The organism is Haloarcula amylolytica JCM 13557 (assembly GCF_000336615.1).
Classification (GTDB): Archaea; Halobacteriota; Halobacteria; order Halobacteriales; family Haloarculaceae; genus Haloarcula; species Haloarcula amylolytica.
Genome location: NZ_AOLW01000047.1, coordinates 184,956 through 208,635, shown reverse-complemented (window position 1 = coordinate 208,635; position 23,680 = coordinate 184,956). Strand labels below are relative to the sequence as shown.

At 59.2% G+C, this 23,680-nt stretch carries 24 protein-coding genes and 1 CRISPR repeat array; of the genes, 19 read left to right on the top strand and 5 right to left on the bottom strand.

The features are described 5' to 3' along the window. The first annotated feature begins 2 nt into the window (after window positions 1–2). The 11 genes from C442_RS17615 (at window position 3) to C442_RS17560 (ending at window position 11,905) form a co-directional block, all read left to right on the top strand. The gene (locus C442_RS17615; protein ID WP_008312830.1) at window positions 3–695 is read left to right on the top strand and encodes a hypothetical protein; all 693 of its coding nucleotides are present in this window, start codon (window positions 3–5) and stop codon (window positions 693–695) included. Between the two features lies 1 nt (window position 696). Next, entirely contained in the window at window positions 697–1,206 is a 510-nt protein-coding gene (locus tag C442_RS17610; protein ID WP_008312829.1) for a hypothetical protein, read from the top strand. Beyond that, the gene (locus C442_RS17605) at window positions 1,203–1,751 is read left to right on the top strand and encodes a hypothetical protein (RefSeq protein WP_008312827.1); all 549 of its coding nucleotides are present in this window, start codon (window positions 1,203–1,205) and stop codon (window positions 1,749–1,751) included. The genes C442_RS17610 and C442_RS17605 overlap by 4 nt, the downstream gene beginning before the upstream one ends. An 18-nt stretch (window positions 1,752–1,769) precedes the next feature. Further along, window positions 1,770–3,200 (top strand): hypothetical protein, encoded by a 1,431-nt coding sequence (locus tag C442_RS17600; protein ID WP_008312826.1) that lies wholly within the window; start codon window positions 1,770–1,772, stop codon window positions 3,198–3,200. 771 nt (window positions 3,201–3,971) lie between these two features. Further along, complete coding sequence (locus C442_RS21585; protein ID WP_152418482.1) at window positions 3,972–4,961, top strand: hypothetical protein; 990 nt, start codon at window positions 3,972–3,974, stop codon at window positions 4,959–4,961. A 442-nt stretch (window positions 4,962–5,403) separates the two neighbouring features. Then, on the top strand, window positions 5,404–6,333 hold the full coding sequence (locus C442_RS17585; protein ID WP_008312822.1) for a phage tail tube protein: 930 nt from the start codon (window positions 5,404–5,406) through the stop codon (window positions 6,331–6,333). After that, entirely contained in the window at window positions 6,330–6,830 is a 501-nt protein-coding gene (locus tag C442_RS17580) for a hypothetical protein (RefSeq protein WP_008312821.1), read from the top strand. Before C442_RS17585 ends, C442_RS17580 begins: the two co-directional genes overlap by 4 nt. A gap of 176 nt (window positions 6,831–7,006) precedes the next feature. Continuing rightward, window positions 7,007–8,089, top strand: coding sequence for a hypothetical protein (locus tag C442_RS17575; RefSeq protein WP_008312818.1), 1,083 nt, complete (start codon window positions 7,007–7,009; stop codon window positions 8,087–8,089). A 3-nt stretch (window positions 8,090–8,092) separates the two neighbouring features. Next, entirely contained in the window at window positions 8,093–8,668 is a 576-nt protein-coding gene (locus C442_RS17570; protein ID WP_008312817.1) for a hypothetical protein, read from the top strand. A 4-nt stretch (window positions 8,669–8,672) separates the two neighbouring features. Next, entirely contained in the window at window positions 8,673–9,812 is a 1,140-nt protein-coding gene (locus tag C442_RS17565; RefSeq protein WP_008312816.1) for a hypothetical protein, read from the top strand. Then, window positions 9,809–11,905, top strand: coding sequence for a hypothetical protein (locus C442_RS17560; protein WP_008312815.1), 2,097 nt, complete (start codon window positions 9,809–9,811; stop codon window positions 11,903–11,905). The genes C442_RS17565 and C442_RS17560 overlap by 4 nt, the downstream gene beginning before the upstream one ends. A 527-nt stretch (window positions 11,906–12,432) precedes the next feature. Here C442_RS17560 and C442_RS17555 read toward each other — a convergent pair. Continuing rightward, on the bottom strand, window positions 12,433–13,605 hold the full coding sequence (locus tag C442_RS17555; protein WP_008312814.1) for an RNA-guided endonuclease InsQ/TnpB family protein: 1,173 nt from the start codon (window positions 13,603–13,605) through the stop codon (window positions 12,433–12,435). A gap of 594 nt (window positions 13,606–14,199) precedes the next feature. Beyond that, a CRISPR array of direct repeats spans window positions 14,200–15,684; the repeat unit is 30 nt; unit sequence GTTTCAGACGAACCCTTGTGGGGTTGAAGC. Between the two features lie 260 nt (window positions 15,685–15,944). Here C442_RS17555 and C442_RS17550 point away from each other — a divergent pair. Continuing rightward, window positions 15,945–16,214: a hypothetical protein gene (locus C442_RS17550; RefSeq protein ID WP_008312813.1), complete on the top strand. Its 270-nt coding sequence runs from the start codon at window positions 15,945–15,947 to the stop codon at window positions 16,212–16,214. Window positions 16,215–16,228: 14 nt separating this feature from the next. Next, window positions 16,229–17,245: a S8 family serine peptidase gene (locus C442_RS23115; protein ID WP_080504332.1), complete on the top strand. Its 1,017-nt coding sequence runs from the start codon at window positions 16,229–16,231 to the stop codon at window positions 17,243–17,245. 73 nt (window positions 17,246–17,318) lie between these two features. On the opposite strand, the gene C442_RS17540 is transcribed toward C442_RS23115, so the two are convergent. The 4 genes from C442_RS17540 to C442_RS17515 form a co-directional block, all read right to left on the bottom strand. After that, a complete protein-coding gene (locus tag C442_RS17540) occupies window positions 17,319–17,804 on the bottom strand; it encodes a metal-dependent hydrolase (RefSeq protein ID WP_008312811.1) in 486 nt (161 codons plus the stop codon). 3 nt (window positions 17,805–17,807) lie between these two features. Then, the gene (locus C442_RS17535) at window positions 17,808–18,206 is read right to left on the bottom strand and encodes an HVO_A0114 family putative DNA-binding protein (RefSeq protein WP_008312809.1); all 399 of its coding nucleotides are present in this window, start codon (window positions 18,204–18,206) and stop codon (window positions 17,808–17,810) included. A gap of 1,272 nt (window positions 18,207–19,478) precedes the next feature. Next, window positions 19,479–21,428, bottom strand: a complete 1,950-nt coding sequence (locus C442_RS17520; RefSeq protein WP_008312805.1) for a DEAD/DEAH box helicase — start codon at window positions 21,426–21,428, stop codon at window positions 19,479–19,481. Next, window positions 21,421–21,666: a winged helix-turn-helix transcriptional regulator gene (locus C442_RS17515; RefSeq protein WP_008312803.1), complete on the bottom strand. Its 246-nt coding sequence runs from the start codon at window positions 21,664–21,666 to the stop codon at window positions 21,421–21,423. Before C442_RS17515 ends, C442_RS17520 begins: the two co-directional genes overlap by 8 nt. 93 nt (window positions 21,667–21,759) lie before the next feature. Between C442_RS17515 and C442_RS17510 the strand changes: the two genes are divergently transcribed. From C442_RS17510 to C442_RS17490, 6 genes are read left to right on the top strand one after another with little or no spacing between them, the layout of a single operon-like run. Next, on the top strand, window positions 21,760–22,293 hold the full coding sequence (locus C442_RS17510; protein ID WP_008312801.1) for a hypothetical protein: 534 nt from the start codon (window positions 21,760–21,762) through the stop codon (window positions 22,291–22,293). Continuing rightward, the gene (locus tag C442_RS17505; RefSeq protein ID WP_008312799.1) at window positions 22,293–22,571 is read left to right on the top strand and encodes a hypothetical protein; all 279 of its coding nucleotides are present in this window, start codon (window positions 22,293–22,295) and stop codon (window positions 22,569–22,571) included. The genes C442_RS17510 and C442_RS17505 overlap by 1 nt, the downstream gene beginning before the upstream one ends. Beyond that, entirely contained in the window at window positions 22,571–22,894 is a 324-nt protein-coding gene (locus tag C442_RS17500; protein ID WP_008312797.1) for a hypothetical protein, read from the top strand. The genes C442_RS17505 and C442_RS17500 overlap by 1 nt, the downstream gene beginning before the upstream one ends. After that, window positions 22,891–23,088 (top strand): hypothetical protein, encoded by a 198-nt coding sequence (locus tag C442_RS17495; protein WP_008312796.1) that lies wholly within the window; start codon window positions 22,891–22,893, stop codon window positions 23,086–23,088. Before C442_RS17500 ends, C442_RS17495 begins: the two co-directional genes overlap by 4 nt. Further along, complete coding sequence (locus tag C442_RS21855; protein ID WP_161606632.1) at window positions 23,085–23,246, top strand: hypothetical protein; 162 nt, start codon at window positions 23,085–23,087, stop codon at window positions 23,244–23,246. Before C442_RS17495 ends, C442_RS21855 begins: the two co-directional genes overlap by 4 nt. Beyond that, window positions 23,243–23,458, top strand: a complete 216-nt coding sequence (locus C442_RS17490) for a hypothetical protein (RefSeq protein ID WP_008312794.1) — start codon at window positions 23,243–23,245, stop codon at window positions 23,456–23,458. The genes C442_RS21855 and C442_RS17490 overlap by 4 nt, the downstream gene beginning before the upstream one ends. Window positions 23,459–23,680 lie beyond the last annotated feature (222 nt).

The window sequence follows — 23,680 nt, the reverse complement described above, 5'->3', positions numbered from 1 at the left end:
CCATGGCTGACGTCCGCTATGCGCCCACCGATGACGTTCTTCGGGCGCTGGACCTCGACCCGAATACGGTGCAGGATTCGCTCAAGACTCGGGCGAAGTCGCGTGTTGCGTCTGCCACGCAGAAGTGGATCAATCGGACCAACCGGCCGTTCCATCCTAAACGGGTCGGTGATCCGTCTGAGCCGCGAACGTGGGAAGTCTACGACGTCCAGGACGCGGTGTCGTGGCACCCGGCGACAATCAGCCTCGACAACGCCAACCCACTGCCAATTGACCCGGCGCAGGGCGACGTCATCGAGGTCCGTACCGGTCGCGACGAGTGGGAGAATATCACCGATCAAGAGGGTGAGGCCTTCACGCTGGACTATCGCCGCCGGCGGCTCCGTGTCTTCGAGCGCCGGTTCACGAACACGCCGTGGGACGATCCCAACACACGGTTCTGCCGACTCACGTACCGCCATGGCCCGCTTGGCGAGGACGTGACAGTCACCGACGACGGTCTTGTCGAGGGCGTGCCAGCAGACGTTGTTGAAGCCGTCGCTGCGAAGGCGGCGACGATGCTGGCTCTCGACGACGACCAGATGACGAGCGCTCCCGACAGTGGCCAGCTGACAAACCGGTCGACGAAAGAACAAGCACTCGAAGAAACCTGGCAAGACACGACCGCCAGCTACAGCGGCTTCTCGACGCTATGACATGGCTGTCAGCATACCTGTCCCGCTGGAGATTGCCGTCGAACTCCAGACTGATCCACTCGGTGGGAGTGTCACCGTGACTGTCGTGGATGCACCTGCCGACAGCGCTCGCGAAGCGCTGCTTGACGATATCGAACGGAAGTTGGTCGGTGAGCGGGACAACCTCGTGTTCAAGACGGTTAACCGAGCCCACCAGCAGCTGCGGAACTACGCGACCCGGAACGGCTACACCGAGGGCCCGCTCATCGACAGCTTCGCCGGCGTCGAGGCGTCGCGAAGCCGGCGCTCGATGCAGGCTGCGTGGTCGTGGGAGCACAAGGTGATGCAGTTCTGGGAGTTCGGCGTCGAACCGCATACGATATCCGGGAATCCGTTGCTGCACTTCTACTGGGACGCCGCTGACCAGTGGGTACAGACTGAGTCGGTCAATTGGGGCAGTGAGACTGGCGGTATTCCGCCGTCGCGATCGGTGCGTGACTCGCTCAACTGGCTCCGGAGGGAACTATCATGACACATCCTCCCGTCGAGTGGGCGCTGGAGCAAGTCACTACCGTCGTCGACAGCGTCGCCGCGGACTACTCGCAGGCTGACGGCAGCGATGTCGTTGTCCGGCGCGTCGACCGAACTAACAACCGTCTCTACGACGGCAGCGGAACGCTCGACATGTCGACGCCGATCCATCAGCGCGCCGGCGCCCTCGAACGCGGTGTCTACATCGGCGCCGCCTATGCCGACCGCAACAGCGAGCCGATCGGCACCGAATACGATCTCGACGTCGACGAAGTCGTCGGCGTGCAACTCGAAGGGCTGACGGCTCGCGATGGACACGGCGGCCACGTCGATCCCGACGGCGACTGGGGCATCCCGTGGAGTGAGTTCGTCCGCCGGGTGCGAACGGCAATCTACGACGGGCGGACGTACCCCGGCGCCGGCGGCCCCAACGTTTCGTTCACGCACCTGTCGATCACCAACGAAGCGCCGCGCTCAGACGATTTCTCGCAATACTACGTCCATAGCTTCGACGTCGTCTTCGACGGCTTCGAAGAGCTTGGCTAACGCCTGCAGGTAGCAATCATGAGTGATCCGTATCCAATCGATCCGAACACAGACAGTAGCATCGACCTTGCAACAGTAATCGAGGTGCTCGCCGACGATCCGAAGATAGTCGGCGACCGGAGTGACTACCACCCAACCCGTGGTCGGGTGGTGAAGGAGACGCCCAGCGGGGACCGCTGGCTAGGGAACGGGGACCAGTGGATCAGCCTAGAGAGTGATGTTGGCCTGTCGTCACCTTCGGTCAGTACAGAGAAGCTCTATACCGTTACGGGCGACACCCTCGCAGACATCAATCAGGCAATATCTGACCACCAGTACATCAAGCTCGACCCGACGAAAACCTACAGCGGGGACACGACGATTACTATCGACCCCAAAGGTCCGAGAGACATCCTCGTGATGGCCTACGGCGCTGAAATCGAATATACGGGCAGTGGTGTCGCCGTCGACATCCTGCCCAACGCAGGAGCGGGGTCTGACGACCGTGTCGAGTGGCGTGGCGGCTACATCCGCGGCCCTGGTCCGAGCACCACGGGTTCCCGTGGGATTCGGTTGATAGACGCCTTCCGCCATCAAATTACGCCCTCTGTTGTTGACGGGTTCGAATACGGCGTCTACCTCAAAAACGAGGACCTCTACACGGAGGACAACGACATTGTTATCAAACGGATTAAGGACTGCAAGAGCGGTATCCGTCTCGAAGGAGCCACGTTCACAGGCGGGGCTGGGACAGACTCGTTTAAATCCCTCAAGTTTCATTCGTCGATAGCCCAGTGCGAGATTGGGTTCGACATGCGCGATGCCTACATCATGGCCAACGCTCGGCTTGATTTCGTCACATTCGTCAACACGGGCAAGATTGGTTGGCGCGTCGACGGAAGCCTCCGAGGGGCCGAGGTCGTCGCCAACTTCGATAGTGCTGGTAGCGACGGTGGACTCGGTGTCGAACTCATCTCGCTGGATAAGCACGCAGGGCATACAATTTGTACGTTCGCAGGCGTCGACGCCAAATTCGAAGACCCCAACGACACGCCATTTATCCACAGCCGCGCCGAAGTCGGAGATGTTGTCTACGACCGCAATACCAAGCTCCACGAGCGGACTGCGGACTCCTACTATGGCACGCGGAAGATGCAGCGGGACCGCTATCGCATTGGGCTGGCCGACGAACGGACTGATTACCTCCAATTCCAAGACGCAGACGGGACGAACCGTGCCTTCTTTGCGAAAAACCAGTTTAACCACCCCGCACTGTTCATCTCAGAATCGGGGCGGCGATTTGAAGTCTGGAACGAGGCTGACAACGAGAACGCGAACATCCGTGGCGGGGACATCCAGGCCCGTGGCGGCAAAGTCGAGTTTGGCTCTAACGGCGCACACATCTATATCAACGGCAGTGGCGAACTGGTCGCTGTCGACGACGACGGAAACGAGACGACTATTTCGTAAGGAACGGACCCTAACATCCCCTGACAAAGACATGGTGATTCCGGGGCGATCGCGGTATTCGGGGCTTACGACTCTAATATCTAAATTAGCAGCAGTAGTAAACGTTAACTCACAAATAGGATTAATACAGTTGTGACTCGTCAACGCCATCAGATGCTGTCTGCGTTTTTGTTGCTTGGGGCTGCCGTTGGCTATCTTGCAGCGGTCGAACCAACTGGCAAGCCGTGGGAAAGCGTTTTTCAGTTGTTTTGGCCATTCTGGCTCCTGCTACTCGCCGCTGTCGGTGCATTTTGTCTCACAGTTGTCGAGTCCCCGGTTCGGGACGTGACGGCAGTCCTGTTTAGCTCAATCTCTGGGGTCGCAGCCACACTCGTTTCTCTTGAGTGGGGGACAATTTATGGCCCACATGACGGGTGGGTCGCGCTTGGCATTCTTAATACAGGTAACCTGTTGAGTGTCCCGTACCCAGGACTTCACCACGCAATCCCGGTTGTTACTCCAGTACTAGGGATTTCGAATCAAACAGCCGTACAATTTCTCCCGCTGCTTATAGCGGCAGGTGGGCCACTGCTTGCATATCCCGCAATTCGGATCGTTGTTTCGGCCCCCCAGAACCGCCAATTGGCGCTAGTGGCATTTTTCCCGGCGTTTTTTCTGCGGTTCGTTCCCCGACCGTTCTCACTTGCGATGGTATTTTTACCCCTTGTCTATTGGTTATCAGTTAGGCAGCGGCGGTTGGCTGTCAATGGACTCACCGTCGGAGCCGCGGCAGTGGTCACATTCATCCACCCGCTTGTGGCAATCTTCGCAGCTGTCATCTTCGGTGTGGCCCGTTACACAAATGATGACAAACCCTCACCCCTTATCCTCTTCCTCATAGGAGTCTTTATTATCGGCCAATTGTTCGTCTGGGGCGGGTTCGGACTATATGCAACACGTTCGACAGTAGTCGCGCTTTTGTTCGAAACCTCTGCGGGCGAGCAAAGCGCTGTCGGCGGCGGCAGTCTAATTGTGGAAGCACTCACCACATTTCAGGGATTCCGAGAATTTCTTGCGCGGACGAGTTTTGTCATCGCGATCGGCATTGCAGCGACAGTTGGTGCTATCACATACGCTCGCCGCAGCGGACCGTCGCTCACGGCTGTCTCCTATATTTCAAGCCTCCTGATTGGAGGATTCTTTATCGTAGTGGCGTTCGTCGTGCCCGTCGGAGTCGGCATCTACCGAGCGTTGCTTGTCGCGCCCATTGTCCTCCTCCCTGCTGCTGCACGCGCTCTATCGCTCACACGGCGGCAAGCAACAACTGTGTCCCTCGCGCTACTCATCGTGACAAGTGGTCTTGGTGTCGCATATCTCACGCCGGAATTCACTGGCGGGCGGGTCTATAGCGCGACACCACAACAAGCAGCCTCCGTTGAGTGGACACAGCAACATCGGGGAGAGTCTACTGTTCTTGGTGGGTATGTGACAGCATGGATGGTCGAAGGGATGTACGGCCAGGCAGCATCAGAGCAGTGGTCGCCGACGCCGCGACGCGCGTCGGTCGAGTATCTATCTCGTGAATATGGGCCGCCATGGCTTACAGAGCGGATGAGTCCGGCAGGGCTCGCGATTGTGAGTGAGTTGGATCTAACCCGCGAAGACTACTGCTATCCGGAGTTTGAGACGGGAGCGAATCGGGTCTATTCGAACGCCGAATCCAGTGTGTTCCAACCACGTTCGTTCCAGTGTGATGGGAGGATTTGGGGTAGCTCCAACTGATTTGAGTGATGTTGTTTAACCGTCTTTTCCACTAAACTTATCAGAACTGAATTATTTAAAAGATGTTATGGGCGAGTCGGGTCGGTTGTACATTCGAGTTGGGTGGCAAATGTTGTTTGCAGGTGCTGTCACTGCACTTATCGTTATAAGCCCAGTGTTTGGGCCAAGACACGCACCAAATTATCAATCAGCATTGTTTGAAGCTGCTGTATTCATCTTATTTTTCCTTATTTGGATGATGATAATTTTAATCCACAAGTCTGCTGCCGAAAGGCTGTCCAAGCAGTCTTGACTGCTCAATAGCACCCGTTCCATAGCTTGGGAACTGTAACAAAGGTCTGATGACGCGCCGGTGGCCGCGGCCGGCGCCGAGGATCCACGCGGCAGTTTTCGAGGACTCATTCATGATCATGAGAGACACGATTAGCGGAGGTATCGAGTAATGCCGGGCGCAGGCAGCGGCTCGCTGGCGTTCGGGAAAGAGCAGTCGTTCAAGGGCTCGCTGGAGACCGACGCCAACAGCGACCCGCAGTACTGGCAGTTCGGCCGCGACGAGACACTGACCGACCTCTCGCTGGACAACCAGCTCCAGCGCCTCGACGAGGCCGGCGCTGTCGAAAGCGTCGAATCGGTCAAACAGAACTTCGAGGGCGCGGTCGAGGTCGAGGCAGCCATTTCGTCGGACACGTTCAACGACGTCGAGGACCTCGTGTTCAACGACGGCGGCACCCAGTTCACGACCGGCCGACCGAACTCGGCGAAGATCTACGCCGGCGTCGACTACTTGGACGGCGTCGCCGAGCGCGAACTGGTCGGCTGCATCCCTGTGGACTTCACACCCGTCAGCTACGAGCAGGGCGGGATGACGACGTTCTCCATCTCGTTCCTGTACGCGACGGAGAATCTCGACACGTCGATCACGCCGTCGAACGTGACCGCTGTATCCACTGGAGCGTCGGCGCCGTCGCACGCGATCACCGTCGACATCGACGGCACGACGATCACGAAGCTGCAGTCGGCCGAAGTCTCGATCAGCAACATCGCTCGCTTCCAGTACGGCTCGGTATCGCCAGAGCCTATCGACGCAGTCATTGAGAAGCCAGAGACTGAGGTCACGACGGAGGCGATCTTCAGTGGTCCGTCGCGGCTAGAGTACGCCCTCGGCGCTGCCGACGCGACGTCGCCACAGGACCGGCTCGTCTCTGTGCCGGGGACCATCGACATCACTGTCGACGGCACCCAAGTCTCGACGTACAACTTCAGCGCGCTCAAGGTTGCGACGGAGGCCTGGAACAACGTCATCTCGAGTGACGACACGACGGAATCGATCAGCTGGAACGCCGACGGCGACCCGGGGGTGAGTATCACATGACGTTTAACGAGACATACATCAGCTTCGACGACTCAATCGAGGCGCTCGAGGAACAGATCGAAGAGATCGCCGAGCAGCTGGACGACCTGGACGACGACAACCCAGTCGTACCTGGCCTGCAGAGCCAGCGATCACAGCTCGCGACGCAACGAAAGGGTGCGATTTGGGCCCGAGACCGTGCACATGAGAGCGACGACTTTCCGATGTGGGACGAGGACGTCGACGGTGTCACTCTCAGCGGTGTTCGGGCCGGCACGTTCGCCGGCATCGAAAAGGAGTCCGCCCAACGCGATGGCGAGGGGACGGACCTCCTGCTCATCGCCGACGGCACGGTCGACGCACCGTACGTCGACGACGATGGCGACGACGACATGACCGCTGCGGCAGTCGGGCAACTGCATCCGTACTACCGCGACTGGGCCAGCTCGCGGATAGATGAGCTGATGGATCCCGAGGGAAACGTGATCGGCTCCAGCGACTCGCCCGAGGAGACCTGACTGACGATGAGCTGGACCAGCAGACTGTCTATCGGTACGCTCGTGCGGTCTACATCGACAGGGGCGGCGATCCGTCGGCGTTTGACAAGATGGACTGGACTGCGGTGCTGGACTGGCTCGCGATCCATGATATCCTCGACGTCCGCGGGACGCTGGGGTGGACAGGTGACTGACTTATGACCGGATTCGACGCGACAGGCACGCTCGTCATCGACAGTATCGAAGGCGCACAAGCCGAAATCGAGGATGCATTTGAAGTCAGTGCGTCCTCGGCGGCAAGCGGCTCGAGCCGCTCCGGCGGTCGAGCAGTCCAGCAGGCCGTCGACCACCTCGACCGCAATCTCGACCTCAACGAGACACGCAACGACCTCTTGCGTGAACTCTTGGACTCGTCTGAGTCACAGCGCTTCTCGAGGGCCCAAGGGAGCGGCCGGACACTGGGGCTACTCGGAGCCGGGTTCGGCACTGTCGGAGGGGCGATCGCCGGCCTCTCCGGCGCACTGACCGGCCTGCTCGACAACCTGCCTAGTAGTGGCCAAGAAGACGAGGGACCGCCTCCGCAAAGTCCGGGGGCGTCGCCATCACCGTCACCCTCGCCTTCCCCATCCCCGGCGCCACAGCCAGCACCGAATCCCGCAACGCTCACATCATCGGACGTCGTTGAGCAGCCGGCGACCATCACAGCGACCGATGTCATCACAGACCCTGCATCGATCCTGTCCGAGGACGTCGTCAACTCTCCGGCGAGCGTCTCTGCCTCAACGGTCGTTGCTCAGGCCGCCACACTGGGCCCGGCGGCTGTGATCGGCACTAAGGCCGCCATCGCTGCGAGCGACGTAATCGGCTCGCCAGCGTCACCGAGCATCGGCGATATCATTAATCCAGTGACGGATATCTCTGCCTCCGATGTTCTCAAGGCCCTCGGGCTTGGCGGTGTCGCTGCCAGCGGTGCGGCCGCCGCTCGGTCGATAGGCCTTGGAGGTGGCGGCGGGCTTCCATCTGGCGCTCCAGGTGGCATCATCCCGCCGACGAGCGTCCTCCCGCAGCTGCTGAAGACGGCCAACGACTTCACGAGTGACGACCTTCCCGGATTCGGGGCGGGTCGGCAGGATCGCCAGGCTGCACAGCGAGAGACCACCATCAACAGCGAGACCTCCGTCACGGTTAAGCAGGATACCAGTCTCGGCCGGCGAGAAAAGCAGGACATCATCGACCAGGCTGTCGAGGAGGTCCGTAACAACCTCGAAAGCACCATCTAACCCATGCCGGCTCAGCCATATCCGATTCTTGAGATCGACGCAACGATCGACGGGACCTTTCGCACTGGCCGGTTCGAGATGCGCAAAGCCAGCGTCGACGAAGCCATTCGGACAGGTCCACTCGTTGACAACGGCTTCAGTCAGGTGCTGTCCGCGATCTCTGAGATCGTCGACGACGTTGAACTCGATGGCATCACGGTCAACAACGGCGCCGGGCAGCGTATCTGGGATATCGACTTCGAAATCAACACCGGACCCAATGACGGCCAGTGGGGATACACGAGTGATGATACGGTCCTCAACGCCGCCAGTGCGACCGGTGGTGATCGATACCAGAAAACACAGGTCCTCCTCAACTACCTCGAAAAGGGACAACCGGACTCGATGACGCCAGCGCGCCTCATCTACGGCGGCTACGCGCCGGGTGGCATCTTCGAAGCAGATCACGCCGACGTCTACATCGAGGATCCAGGCGGGGAAGTGCGTCGCGATCAGAGCAGCAGCGTCCCTGGCAGTCTGACGTGTGTGCGGACGCTGGACCTGAGCCAACCAGTGAGTGCAACGGAGCGGACGGGGTAAGCCCATGACTAGGACACTCTACGCGCTGAGGGTACCAGACGCAGCGCTCGAACAACCCAGTTCGACACAGTCTCTGCAGGTCGCGAGCAATTCACCGCTCAACAGTGACTCGCCGGCGGTTGACTCACTGGCCGCCGAGCCGGGATCGCGCCCTCTCGCCGGCGTTGTGGCCGGTCAGTATGCTGACATCATCGCCTGTGAGTTCGAGGAACTGTTCTCGGCAACGGGCATCGAGGTCGTACCGTGGTTCGGTGATACCAACAACCAGCGAGACGCCTACGTCGCCCTCGAGGACGTCACCGTCGACCAAGCAACCGCTCAAGAGCCGCGGCTGCAACGCTTCGATGGGCAACTCTCACAAGCCGGGACGCAAGAGGATCACCAGCGAGCGCTGTACTGCAACCCGCAACCGGTCGACAACCCGTTTGGTTCGACCTCGACGGCGGAGGTAGGCCTCTCGGCACAGGCATCCAACGTCCAGTGGTGGGACCATGTTACCGGCGCCACGGCAGCGGCGACCGTCCAGCGGACGATGGCCGGAGAGCACGACGACGTAGAGATATACGACGCGACCGAGCCGGGGTTCGACAACCCGGTCCTGTTGCACGAAATCGCCTACGACGCCGAGTGGCCGACGGACGTCCGGGTCTGGGATGACTACAACCGGAGCAAGTCCGCCCAGACGACGGTCAACGGCGAGACGCGGACGGTCGACCCGACGTGGCAGCGGTGCTTCGTCACTAGCCACGAATTCGTCGGCACGCCCATTCTGGAGAGCGACAAGCTCCGCCTCGAGGCCGACACAGACAACCAGTTGCTCTCGGCGTCGCGATGGACCGGGTCGTCCTACGACGGCGTCTCACTGGGGGCCTCGGACTGGCGGCTCCGGACGCTGGATCTCTCGCGGATCGGCATCGAGCGCATTGACGCCCAGACCGTTTGGATCGACACCAGCAACGGAGGCACACACCGGTTGGACCTGACGCTCAAGCGCGGCCGGGAAGACGCGCTGTGGACAGTTCCCGACAACGGATCCACGCCGCCGCAGGGGCTCATCGACCGCCTATCGCCTATCGCCAGCCCGGCTGATCAGGCCGCCGGCGAGGTGCTGGATATCGTCGCGAAGTCGGAGGTGCGCGAGTGACGACGACAGTGCCCGGCCGTGGCTGGTACGTCGAGGTCGACCATCCCAACGGCACCGTCTGGCGCCCGGACGTCGTCGGCGAGCCCACGCCACAGCCGACGATCAATGGCCTGCCGCGGCTGTCGGTGCCTGTCCGGGCGAGTGACCGCTACGCCCGGGGCGACTTCGACGGCCAGCCGATGCGTGTCTGGTACAACGGCGTCCGGTTACCCGTCGATCAGGTCGACACGCCGCGGGCCACCGAGCGGGGCTGGGTCCTGGAGGGACGCGGGGCTGTCGAGCTCGACGAGCGCGTCCGGATGGAGGTCGACACCAGAGCTGCCCATCTTGTCGCCGATGATATCATCGGACAGACACCATACACGGCTGATGTCGACGCGCCACCCAGTGCCTCAACAGAGGAGCTCATCCAGTCAGCAAGCACACAGAGCGAGTGGGAGCAGCTACTGCCTGATATTCCGAGCACATCGCCGTTGCAGCTGGACAACGGCACGCTCGAAGTCGCGCAAACATCGTGGCTTCGAGAAGCTGAAGCAGAGACGTTCTTCGGCGGCGTCCGGTCTGATAGTAATGCAAGTGCTGGTGAGATGGTCGCGATGAGTAGTACAGTGCACGAACTGGAATACTCGTGGACGCCACAGTACGACATCCCGGCCGGCGAGCTTGGTGCCTCTATCAGGCTTCGAGCGCCGAGTGGTTCTGGGCCCGGATTCGAGGTGACGATCGACGGCAACAGTGTTTACTTGATCCCTGCCGGTGGATACGGCAGTGATCGGTTTACCTTCCTGCAAACGTACGGAGCCAATGACGCCCCGAGTGTTTCTGCAGGGAGTTCGGTTAGTGTCAAAATCGCCGTCACCGAAGAGAACGGCAACGTCATCGAGGTCGACACGCTCGGCCTGACTGACGCCAGATTCAGCTACACGTTTCCAGACAATGTCAACAGTGATGGCTACTTACCCGGCCCGGAATCCCATCCACAGCTGCTACTACAGGATACCGACGACGCCGTCACGTCGCTCTCGGCGGAAGGTGCTCGGGTCAACGCGGCGTTCGACAGCGTCTCGAACAACCAGCAACTACAGGTCTCGAACGATCAGGGCGGCAGTTACGTCCCGTCGGACGGGTCCGAACAGAACACTGAAACAGTCGACGTGACATTCGACCAGGCGTCGAGTGCAGTCCGTGCTCGGTTCGGCCTGAGCCGATACGGGAGTGGCCGACAGCAATCTCCCGCGAATGGGTACAACGCTCAGTCCGTCAGTTCGTACGAACTGTATGCAGACCTCAACGAGCAACCACTCGTCATCAACCAGACGTTCGATGACGACGCCGCGACGGTCCTGAACCGGATCGCGCCGCCGGGCACGGTCTGGCAAGCAGTCCGTGATGGGAACTCTTACAGCGTGATCTGGACGGAGGCCGGCCAGCGGACGACCGACGCCGAGGACGACGTCTCCAGCTGGGAGTACGAACGTCGCGTCGAGCAGGCCGTCGACAAGGTCGTGATCAAGGGCTCGGTGCTGCGGCGTCGCGATGAGCGCGTGACTGCCCAGCACGACACCGCTGTTCCGCTGGACGAGACCGATCTCGTGCATGGTCGTGAGACCGTTTACGACCCCGGCACGTCGACCGAGTACGTCGAGGGCCAGGACTACACCCTGAACGCCCAGCCCGGTGAACTGGTCGCGCTGTCATCGGGCAACATCAGCGACGGCCAGGAGGTGGCCATCGACTACGGCTATCGGCCCGTTGGCGAGTCCTCAACAACCGTGTCGGATCCGCATACCATCGTCCGATCGATCACTGGACTGACGACGGATCGTGAGTGCACGCTCGTCGCGAAGCAACTCGCCAGCACACTCGACACGCCGGTCACCGAAGGGACGGTAACACTCTCCGCCGATCGGACAGACTGGTCGCTCGTCGAGTCGCGGGCGTTCGAGGCGCTCCCGACGCCGGAGCAGGTCGACATCCACGACGCCCAGCCGTCGGCCTCCGGGACTGACCTGCGGATCGGCTCCCGCCAGCCCCTCGAGGAGATTATCGAGGACATCCGGAATCGTGTCTCGCAGAACGCCGAGCGGTCGTGACTGGCCCTCGACGGCTGCGAATTGGGCTTACTAGTGGTGGTGAATACGGCTTGCGAATCAATCAGTACGATGGCACAAATAACGGAACAGAACATATGTTCCGACTGCCGGAAGAATTGACACAGCAAGTCCAAGGGAGACGACAAACTGGGTATTAGAAGAAATTGAATACAAATCGACGGCGAAAGTTCCCCAGAGAAGACTTATACCGACCAGTACGGCGAGTGGGAGGGCGGTCTGTTCACGGCGAAGCCCTCTGATTCCAATTGTGATGAGGATACAAGACGAAAGGAGGAAACCCAGAAGAATGAACTCTACCAAGAGGCCAAGTTTATGACTAGGAGGATCCGAAATATACTGAGCGTACGAGAGAATCTCCCTAAGTCCAAGATAGAGTCCAATTAGGATGATAGCAACGGATGGAAATTGGTTTTTGCTAACTCTTATCATCAGAGATCAAGTTGTAATCTATAGAGAGTTAAGTGCCTTCTCTATACTGACCGCTGTCTTGGTGTCTGTCTGGCGAGCTATGGATCTGTATTTGCGATGTTGATCGCGGCATTCACGTCCGCATGGACCTCGTATCCACATTCCCAACACTCGAAGTCATCGCCATCCCGCATGGCTGGATTGGTTTCCCCACACTTGCGGCACGTAACACTCGTGTTGCGTGGGTCGATTACCTGGACTGGAATGCCAGCCTCGTGGGCCTTGTACGCGATCTTCTCTTGGATCTCGGCGAAGGGCCAGTCGTGAATTGGGTCCTCGGCAGTCTCGCGATAGTGGGTGAGATCTTCCAAATGGATTACTGCCGGAGCATGCTCTTCAGCGACGTCAACCACACGTTTGCTGGCGACGTTGGTGATGTGATCGGTGTAGCGCTTGTACTGGAGTCGAGCGTCCTTGATGGCTTTCAGGTCGTTGCGCTCCATCGCCTCGCTCCGGCGACGCTTCACCCGCTCGCGATGGTGGCGATACTCCGCACCCGACTCCAACTCGACAGCCACGACATCACCGTCGTCGACGACAGCTGCACAGACTAGTGGATCATCGTTGAGGTCAACGCCAACGACGGTACTTACCTCGGCGGGCTGGTAGACCTCAACTGGCCATGTGATCGTCTGGTGGAGGTACAGCGTCCCGTCGTCGTGGAGATGGAGTTCGGCAGACCCGGCGCTTGCCGGATCATCGTCATCAGTCACGCGTTCGAGAAACTGCCGCTGATAGTCTCCAGCGTGAATGTGGAACCACACTGGATTGTAGCTGATAAAGCTCGTCTTGACACCCCAGCCCTTGTCGTTCGCGTGAATCTCGCAGTCGTCATGCCGGAGGCTGAGGTAGTCAGCGTCACCGTACTGGCCACGAGGCAACGTCCCGTCTTCACCACGTTCGCGCCAGCTGGTGAACGACTCGACGACATCGTTCTTGGCCATCTGTGCGAGCGTGGTTTTATACCGCACATCATCATCTGGGAGCGCTCGCTTGGCCTGATGATACATCTGCGTGTTCTGGAGGTTCCACTCATATGCGGGGTAGGACGGCAGCACATCAGCCATGTGGCTGGCGACCTGCTGGTAGGCCTCGATCCCACGACGGACAGTCTCGTTTTTCTCGTTGCTGGTGGCGAGCTTACACCGGATCGTCCGGGTAATGTCGAGTTCGTCAGTGCCAGCAGTGAACTCACTGATGCTGGTCTGCATCTACCGCTGTGCTGACGGGCGTAATCGTTATCATACTTTGGCCGAAACGAGGATGTAACCAGACGGTGGCTATATGTCGCGTTCTGGGACGCGGGTGCTTCACCGCGTGCGCGTCGTCGACGATACGACGCGTTATGCCTGCCCGCCGGCACGCTCGGCACGAAGCGTGGAACCCTGTACAAAGGCCACGTATCGGCCGGGATAGCGGTCGCGCACCACACCGACCCCCGGGGAGAACACCAGCATTGAGAGCTGGGGCTGCACGGATAGTACGACACGAACAGCGGTTGGCCCTCCCGAGGATACGGGAACTTGTGGCCGGAAATCACATACCGCGAGGCCGCCTTGCGCGGACGGACGGAACCCCCGAGACGCACGAGCGGGTACCCCGCCGTATACAGAGGGTGGCTCTCCGGCCGCCCGTGAAAACGGAAAAAGAGACATCACACTCATTACGCATACTGTCGAATTGCAGCGACCTCGCATCACGCCTATTTCATCGACCCCCCGGGGGTTCAGGGGGTATTGCCGGTCGACGAAAGTACTGCTATGGAAGTGCCTGAGAGAGTGGCTGTACTGCCCAAACCCGACATGGTTTCAGACGAACCCTTGTGGGGTTGAAGCGTCGGCGACGCCGATGAGCTGTGGGCCAACAGCCCAGTTTCAGACGAACCCTTGTGGGGTTGAAGCACTTGGTTGTTTAGTCGCCACTGGAACCACCCGCCGGTTTCAGACGAACCCTTGTGGGGTTGAAGCCTCTGGTGGTCGCTATGAGCGAACTGCCGCTCCCCGTGTTTCAGACGAACCCTTGTGGGGTTGAAGCGGACCGAGGATATGTTCTACAACCAGGCCGTGATTGGAGTTTCAGACGAACCCTTGTGGGGTTGAAGCCCCGAGTCGGAGCTACCGGAGACGCTGGAGGTCTCATGTTTCAGACGAACCCTTGTGGGGTTGAAGCTCGAAACCGAGGAGGAGTATTGGCGAGAAATCGAATCAGTTTCAGACGAACCCTTGTGGGGTTGAAGCAAGAGTCAGGACTTGTGGTCGCTCGTTTTCGTCGCCGTTTCAGACGAACCCTTGTGGGGTTGAAGCCCAATGCTCCGCTCGCTCAAAATCCTCAAGTCGATCGTTTCAGACGAACCCTTGTGGGGTTGAAGCGGCCCAGTCCTTACTCGTCTGCAGCGGACTCGGCGGGTTTCAGACGAACCCTTGTGGGGTTGAAGCTGACAAACAAAGACGACTACACAGACTATAATCAAGTTTCAGACGAACCCTTGTGGGGTTGAAGCGTCCAACGCACTCATGCCTTTCCGCTATGCAATGCGGTTTCAGACGAACCCTTGTGGGGTTGAAGCGTCTAACCAGTCCTCTGACCGGAGCCGGTCAATCTGAGTTTCAGACGAACCCTTGTGGGGTTGAAGCTGCGGAGAGCGCAGTGCCGAAGGTACTTGAATCTCGTTTCAGACGAACCCTTGTGGGGTTGAAGCATCCATATGCAGCTCGCCTGGAGCGGGCTCGAAGGCGGTTTCAGACGAACCCTTGTGGGGTTGAAGCCCGGGTTCGTCGCGCTGACCGGCCCAACGGAGCTGTTTCAGACGAACCCTTGTGGGGTTGAAGCACGAGCAGAGGATGGGGCGTCAGGGTCTGCCGGAAGTTTCAGACGAACCCTTGTGGGGTTGAAGCTTCCATCAGCCGCACCCCGGCGTGTTCGATTTCGACGGTTTCAGACGAACCCTTGTGGGGTTGAAGCGAGGTCAAGCCCTCGGACGCGGATGGTCGGCGCTTGTTGTTTCAGACGAACCCTTGTGGGGTTGAAGCTTTGCCCGTGAGCGGCGGCGTTGGGGGCAGTATCCCGTTTCAGACGAGCCCTTGTGGGGTTGAAGCTGCTACATCCCGGTGATAGTCAGCATCTCGGTCTGGTTTCAGACGAACCCTTGTGGGGTTGAAGCACGGAGATTAGTGTTTGTGGCCCGCGAGTATGCAGTGTTTCAGACGAACCCTTGTGGGGTTGAAGCCTTCTCTGGGGGTAACACAGATGAGTGACGACGAGTTTCAGACGAACCCTTGTGGGGTTGAAGCATCGCGACGGATCCCCGATGACGCGGTGACTGCCACGAGTTTCAGACGAATCTTTTGTGGGGTTGAAGCTTGCACCACCCTGCGAGTGTTCCCCGATACCGTCTAAGTTTACTCCGGAAACGGTGGTGTGCTTGCCACAGCAGTCAGTGCTAAACAGAAATTGATAACTGATTTGTCGACATCTGCACTGTAGCCGTGCTCTAGCGGTTGGAGCCAACAGAAAGTTATTCACATCTGGATGTTCTATGTCAAATGTAACGATGGCTCCATACATCCAGAAGGAGGTGGCGCATCTAAGAGACGATGCTACCTCTGGAAGTACTGTGACGTTGGTTCTCGGCGTCGCAGATGGAGCTATGGCTGACGTGAAAGAACAAGTTCACGAGGCGGGGGCTACTTCCATTGAAGAACTCCCGTTCAACAGCCTTCAAGCCACACTCCCGGAGACAAGCGTTGATCGAGTGTGTGACATTCCGGGCATCGAGAGCGTAGAACTCGATAGTGGTATGGAAGTTCTCGCGGGAAACTGAATTATCCTGCACGGTTGCAGTCTGTAAGTCAGCTTAGAGAAGAAATCAGAAGAGTCCAAGCGACTGATATCAACTACTCCGAGAAGTTTGGCGCAGGCGAAACAATCACGATTGCAGTAGTTGATTCGATTTTAGATGTCAGCTTCCTAGATGATTCTGAACTTACAACCGGAAAACAGCAGAATTACATAGCTAGTGACGATCCATTCACGACCCCCCACGGAGCCAATGTTCTGGGAGCCATTAGCTGGTACGCCCCTGACGCAATTTATGACCTGCACCGAATCGTGATTGACTCCGGTGACATAAAGCCAAGCAATTGTCTCAAAGCGATGGCAGAAATCCGAGATGGTAGTGTTGATATTGCGAACATCTCCGCTGGGGTGCATCACGCCGACTGTCAACAGCAATGTCGTATGTGCCAAGCTGCTCAAGAGGTAGCCGATTCCGGGACTATCATCGTCGCAGGTGCTGGGAATGATCTTCATGGGCAAGAAAAAACAATGTACTGCCCAGCACTCTCGGACCATACTATCTCAGTTGGATCCTTTGAAGCGGTGTGTACATGCAGTGTATCTAATTCACGCAGCAGATACAGACAAACACCAGAAATCTTTCCACCCGGTGCGTATTGGATACGCGAGACTGCGAACGAACACCCTGGCGAACCCGTAAATCAGACTTTCTGTTCGCGGCGGAATTGTGCACCGGGGCACACTTGTGACACATACCGAAAAGAGCGTATATCTGACCAGAGTGTTGACTTTCGGTTAGGAGAGCCAGACGTGTTTGCACCAGATCATTTGGCCTACGAGCGACCGACTGGAGCGGCAGGAATAGAGAGAGGGTCAAGCTACGCTACGGCAATCGTCTCTGGGGCATTAGGCGGGATTCTATCAAAACTGTCTGAGGAGAGGGTGCTACCAACACCAGATGAAATAAACCACGCACTCAATCGTCTGAACGAGACTGTTGGTAACACTCCGTACCGACGATTTGATTCTGAATCGCTGTATCACGAATTGGTCTGAGGTGTCCAGTCCTATTGGTCGGGTGAATGGATAGTGCTAATCTACACCGACCAGTAATATCCCGTTGTGTTGATTAGACGCTCGCGACCGTGCTCCCAACCCAGACACCAAGCGCTGCGCAGGCGATCCCCAGTCCTAGCAGCGCGTAGTTCGCGAGTGGGTTCTTTGCCCTGACGACATCAAGCGAGTAGTGCGTGTCATCAACCGGACTCAGTGGTCGGACGCCAGCCGGTGTGAGTGCGTCGGCGGCGATATGCGATGCGATAGTCCCAGACCCGACGACGAACCCTGTCACAACCCCTACCAGGGAGGGTGCGACCGTCACGAGCGTCCCGACCGCAGCGAGCAGGAGACCAACAGCCAGCCCAAACCAGACCGTGTGAGTGGGGCCTCGGTGCGTGACACCCGGCACGCGCTGGTCGAGATCGGGTACCATCGCGAGGGCGACTGCCGTGACTCCGGCCATGAGGGCGAGCTCGACGAAGCCGGCGGCAATGAGGAGCGCGCCGATCGGGGCGACGAACAATAGCGCTGCGCCGTAGTGGCCGTTCTGGTACATCAGTCACGCAGCAGCGGCATCAGTATCGGCAGTATCGAGTGAGACTTCGATATCGATCTCATCGAATCGAACAACAGGGCGCTTCGACCGTCCCGACTGCTCGAACTCGATCACGTTCAGTGTCTCCAGCTCGGTCAGGTTTCGATGCACTTCCTTGAAATCTCGCCCAACGAGGGTAGCCGTTTCGCGCATGCTCTCGGGCTCGTGTTCTCGGATGGCTCGCAGCAGGGCGAGATTCGCTGGACTGAACAACCGCTGCAAATCGGACTCGTCTTCCAGCACGAGGACATGTCGGACCTCGATGTCCTCGCCGCGCTCCATCGCACGGATGCGTTCACACGTCTGTTCTTTGGTCGTCGTCCCGTCGCCCACACGGACGGTGAGAGTCGTGGTGTCTGTCATGGTTTTGTCTCCGCACTGGATGGCACCCAGTCACGGCCGGTCCGAGAAGTTTACGAAGCATTCGGTGTGTGTCATAGAAAGCCTCTCAAGAGAGGCTGCAAGGTGTGGAGGTTGTGTCCAGCAGTACCAGCACCCGCGTTCCTTGCGCCGTGTCTCCGACTCGTTATTGCAACCACCAACCACGAGCGAGGAGGCGAACCGGGCTGTGAGAGTGAGTAACGCCTTTTGATATTGAAGTTGAATATAGATTCGTTAGAGTGAAGCGGGCGCCCTTTGCTCCTCACTTTCTGCGATGATGAGCAGTGTCGTAAGTACGAGGATCGCTTTTTTGTTACTCGTTTGTCTCTGGTTCACTGTTGGAATCGGACGCGCCATTGAAGCGATGGCCGTCAATATAGAACACATCGGGGCCCGGATACGAGCCACCAGTTCGACAGGGCCGATATCCTATCGGCCGGTGTTCTGTAGCGAGACCTGCTGGGCGGCGTTGGTGATGGCCACCGAAGAGCCCGCTCAAGTAATCGAGTTGAGCTGACTACTGTATCGCGGGGTACGCCACTACCGGGAGTGACCGCTGCACGCCCACAGCAGAATTGTTGTGTTGAGCAAGGTGACTGCGCCACCGACACCGAGTAAAATTGCTTCGGCGGTACTAATAGCGAAACTCGTCTGTGTCGCCGCCAGCGGGTTACCAGCTGCAATTGTGATCGTCGAGAGCGACAAAAGTGTACTAAACAGGAGTATTGCGACCGCAGCGATCAATCCAGTCAGCGTGAGTGTAATGGTTCCGTTTGCTGCTGCATTATGAGGCATGCTCCCATATTCCTCAACCAAACATAAAATACCAAAGGCCGGTGCTATCCTGTCTCTGATCGCACTCTCAATCAGACTCTCGCAGTGGTCCCGATCAACGTATCGTGGGGCCGAACACCTTGTATTAGTGTGGGAAAATATCTTTATTCTGTAAAGAATAGCCGAATTATGAAAGAACTCACCGATGTCAGGCAGCGAGACCTCCAGGCCGTTCTCAAAATGATTGGCTGGGGTATCACGAGTATCGGCTGTTTGATGATTTCGTCATGGATGCCCTTGGGGATGGCAGTCATGTGGATTAGTGTTGGGATTATGTGGCAATTATCAGCCCGCCGGTTTGACCCAGACCGGATGGTCATCCGATACGATTTTGACGTCTTTTCTTGAGGGTTGCTCAGTACCGTCTGCAGACTGCTGTCCTATCAAATTCTACGGATACTGCCACCCACTTGATCTCACTTAGCCATCAGCTGACCACTCCGTTTTTGAGATATCGATGCCCTTCTCAGCGAGGTACTGCGTGCTTTCACGACCCCAGTCCTCCTCTCCAGAGCCGCGAGTCAGCAGGACGTACACCCGGGAATCGCCCATCGGCCGCATCGTCCGCCCGGCTCGCTGTCCGGTCTGGGACCGCGACGAACCCATCGTCGACGCAAGGATCGCGACCTCGGCGTCGGGGAGGTCGATGCCTTCGTCGCCAACGCGAGAGATGATGAGCGCCTCGAGGCCGCCGTCACGGAACTGCTGGTACAACTCGTCGCGACGGTCGTGGCTCGTCTCGCCGTAGATGAAGGGCAGATCCAGCGCCTCGGCTAGCTGCTGGCCCTGCTTGATCCAGTCGACGAAGATGATATTCTTCGCATCACCGTGGCGATCCAGCAGCGATCGGACGACATCCGTCTTGGCTGAGTTCCGCGCCGCTTCGATCAGCTGGCGGTTCCCTGACGTGCGCTGGTAGCTTTCGCGCTCGTCGTCTGACCCCCACGGGACCGTGATAATTTCGACGTCGGGCTTCTCGACCCAGCCGTCGGCGAACAACGAGCCCCAGTCAGTTCCGACAGGCGGCCCGATCAGGGTGTAGATCTCCTGGGCGTCGCCGCTCTCGCGGACCGGTGTTGCGGACAAGCCGAGTCGGGCGACAGACTGGATCTCGCGGAACCGCTTCCAGGTGTCGGCGACTGCATGGTGGCACTCGTCAGCGATAACAAGGCCCCACTCGCGCTCGTTGAACAGCTCTCGGTGACGGCTCATCGCCGCCGTGTCGTAGGTCGCTATCGTGACTGGTCGGATACGCTTCTCGCCACCGTGGTACTGGCCGATTTTGCTACGACGCAGATTCGTCTTCTCAAGCAATTCGTCCTCCCACTGACTGGCCAGCTCACGATTCGGGACGAGGATGAGCGTCTCGCCGCCGATGCCTTCCAGCGCTCCGATGGCGCCGATCGTCTTCCCAGACCCAGACGGGCCAACGAAGACACCGTTCTTTCTCGCCTCGAAGTGGTCAACCCAGTCCTGCTGGTAGTCCCGCAGTTCGATGTCGTCGACGAGCTGGACGTCCAGGGTCGCACCCTCGTCCAGGCGACGCTCGTCGATGACCGGATATCCCTCTTCGTAGAGACGCTGTTTGACATCGGCCTCGGCTCCCGCTTTGAGTCGCATCCCAGTGTCGCCGAAGTACTGGGTGTAGTGGTCGTTGTGTTCGAGCTTGCGCTTCGCGACGTTCTCGAAGACATCGACATCCGCGGCCTGGAGGACAGTGTAGCTGTCCTCGTGTGTGCGCAGACGGAACTGGTGGGCGCGGTCCCAGTCGTCCTGGAGCCGGCTCTCGAAGCCACCGTCCCACTCATCATCTCCGACAACAGACTTGAGGTCCTCGACCAGCGTCTCGAACTCGTCGTAGGGTGCGTTCCAGACATCAGCCTCGCTCACTTTGTGCAGGTAGCCATCGCCAGTTGAGTCGATAAGGTGCGACGTCTTCGACAAGATGCTACGGGTCGCTGCAGTAGGGTTATCGACGACGATCTCTCGGCGGCCGGGGAAGAACATGACACGCTCGTCGTCTGATTGCTCCGGCGCAGACTGGTCTTGTGCCGGCACAACGTCACCCGTGCTGTCTTGCGATTGTGCCGGCGCAACATCCGATTGTGCCGACGCAGACCGGTACTGTCGAACATCATCGAGTTCGTGGCTTGGTGGGAGGTACACAACGGCCCCGCCGCCGACGCGGTCGCGGTCGAGGTTGTCCTGTTCGTGCTGACTGACCAGGTACTGTCGGGCCCGCTCTCGCGAGCAACCGACACGGTCAGCCACACGCCGGGACGTGACGAGCTTCCCGGCAGCGATGACCTCCTCGATGGCGGCCTCGAAGTCTTCGTCGACGTAGTCTGGTTCCACAGTGATATCAGGCATCACCGTCCTCCCTGTTCGGAATCTCTTCTGGATTGATTGCGTACATGCCGTGACCCAGCGGTTCCACGATATCGTCTTGCTTGAGCCGGCCGAGCCGTTCTCGAACGTACTGGGCCGAGTATCCCGCCTGCTCAGCGATGAGCGGGGCGTTCGCTCGACCTTCGCGAAGTACTTCGAGGATGGCCCAATCTGCGTCACGCATGTCGTCTGCGTCCATGATTGGTTCAGCTGTACTCATCTCCGTTGTAAAAGTGGTAGGCTACCGCCATAAACCTATTGCCACTAACCTACAACCCATAGGTTTATAGTGGTGGCAGAATAACGTGTAGATATGAAGCGCGGGAGCTCGCCGGAGCAAATCGAGAATTCGGACGGTGCTTCAGACACCGCCCGCGCTTCGACCAACCGAAGCATGTCAATCAACACGCGCACCGGACAAAAGTCGTCCGGCACGGACCGAGTTTGGAAGTGGATCGATCAGTCAGACAACCCAGAGACCGTCCCGGAGACGTGGGCCGACAACGGCACTCGCGAAGACGCCGCCGCTGACGAAGAGCGGTACTTCGCCGTCGAGACGCGACCCGGCCTCCAGCTGGAGTTCGACACGAACGGTCGCGGGCAGGCAACCGGCGTCGCCAACCGCGAACGGCCGGCTATCCAGACGATGTATGTTACGGCCGACGGTGGCCGAGCTGTCGTGATCGAGTCACAGGCCGCCGGCAATGGTGACACGGTGCGGCCGCTCTCGGACTGGAAGGCTGTCATCTCGCGGCCGGAGGGCCACGGCAACACCGTCGACGCCGACGCTCGCGATGCGTACCGCGCCGTCATTCGAGACCTCTATCCCGAGGAGGCCGAGGCCTGATGAGCGAGCTTGTTGACGCGCTGGCCGACCGCGGCTTCGAAGAGATCGAGGACGCCGGCCTGCCCGGCGGCTGGGCGACCGACGGCGAGTGGACGGTCGCCATTCGCAGCCGGATGACGGGCGTCGGTGGTATCGACCACGAGGTCCGCGTCTACGACCGCGAAGCGGGCCTCATTTCCATCGGGACGACACCCGTCGGTCGTGGCTACGGGTCAGGTCATGCCCTCGCAGTGAGGGAAGCGCTCGAGGACGGCGGCTACATGGAGGGTGAGGACTGATGGCGGCAGCTGTCGACATCGACGCCCTCGCCCAGATGGACCAGCGCGATGTGGCGGCACTGACCGAGCACATGGACGTCTACCCAGACGACCCCGCCACCCGTGACGAGCAGGTCGCGGTCTACAATCGTGGCCAGCGCTACATCGTCACGCCTCACGTTCCCTGCTGTGACTGTCCGGACATGATCCACCGGCGACCCTCCGGTGGCTGCAAGCACATCCGACGCGTCGAGTTCGCACGCGGCGAGCGCGCAATCCCCGCCGGCGTTGATTACGACGCTATCGACGACGGCCTACACATCGATACCGGGGTGTCCCGATGAGTCCGGACCAGACCGACGCGGTCGTCGTGCGACGCGAGCCACTCCGGGGGCCAGCCCAGCGGGATCGCTACGAACCGCGTGACGAGGGCGGCTGGCGTCGCGTCGAGGAGCGCTGGAACGGTTGTCAGTGGGTCTACGTTGGATCGGAGATCGTCGATAGCATCGACATCGAAGGTGCGGAGGTCCTGGCATGACCGAGATGCAGTACGGGCAGGGCCGCATCAACTGGGCCCATGTCGAGCTGACGCCGCTTTCGTCGCTGCGGCTGGGCGTGTACGTGCCGCTCCCACGCGACCGACTCGCGTTGTTGGCGTACCGACGGTCGAGTGGCTTGGAGGTCGATCTCAAATGAAGTCCTTCGCTGACCCGTCAACGACGTTCAAACTCGTCTTCGAGGAGGCCTCGGTCGGGCAGGGCGGGCTGACCGCACGCCGGCCGACCGGCGAGATTCGATGTACCGAGTGTAGGGCTGTGGCGACGAACATCGACGACTTCCCACACGAGCAGTGGTGTCCACAGCGGTTCGTTCACTCGCAGTGGTACGCTGAGCAGCTGCTTGACTGATCCCACCGCTTCGGGTATTGGAGTAGACTTTTATCCGACCTATCGTCACAGTCGCGGATATGGTAGCCAACCGGGAGATATTTGATTCCAATTGTCCTTACAGGGGAGACACCATCTCGACGCCGAAGCCAACTGTGTGTACTCGCGCGCGAGGCAATTACTCCTGATACCAAGACGTAACATGGCTATCACATGGTCCAACCATTGGTACGCATAGACTTC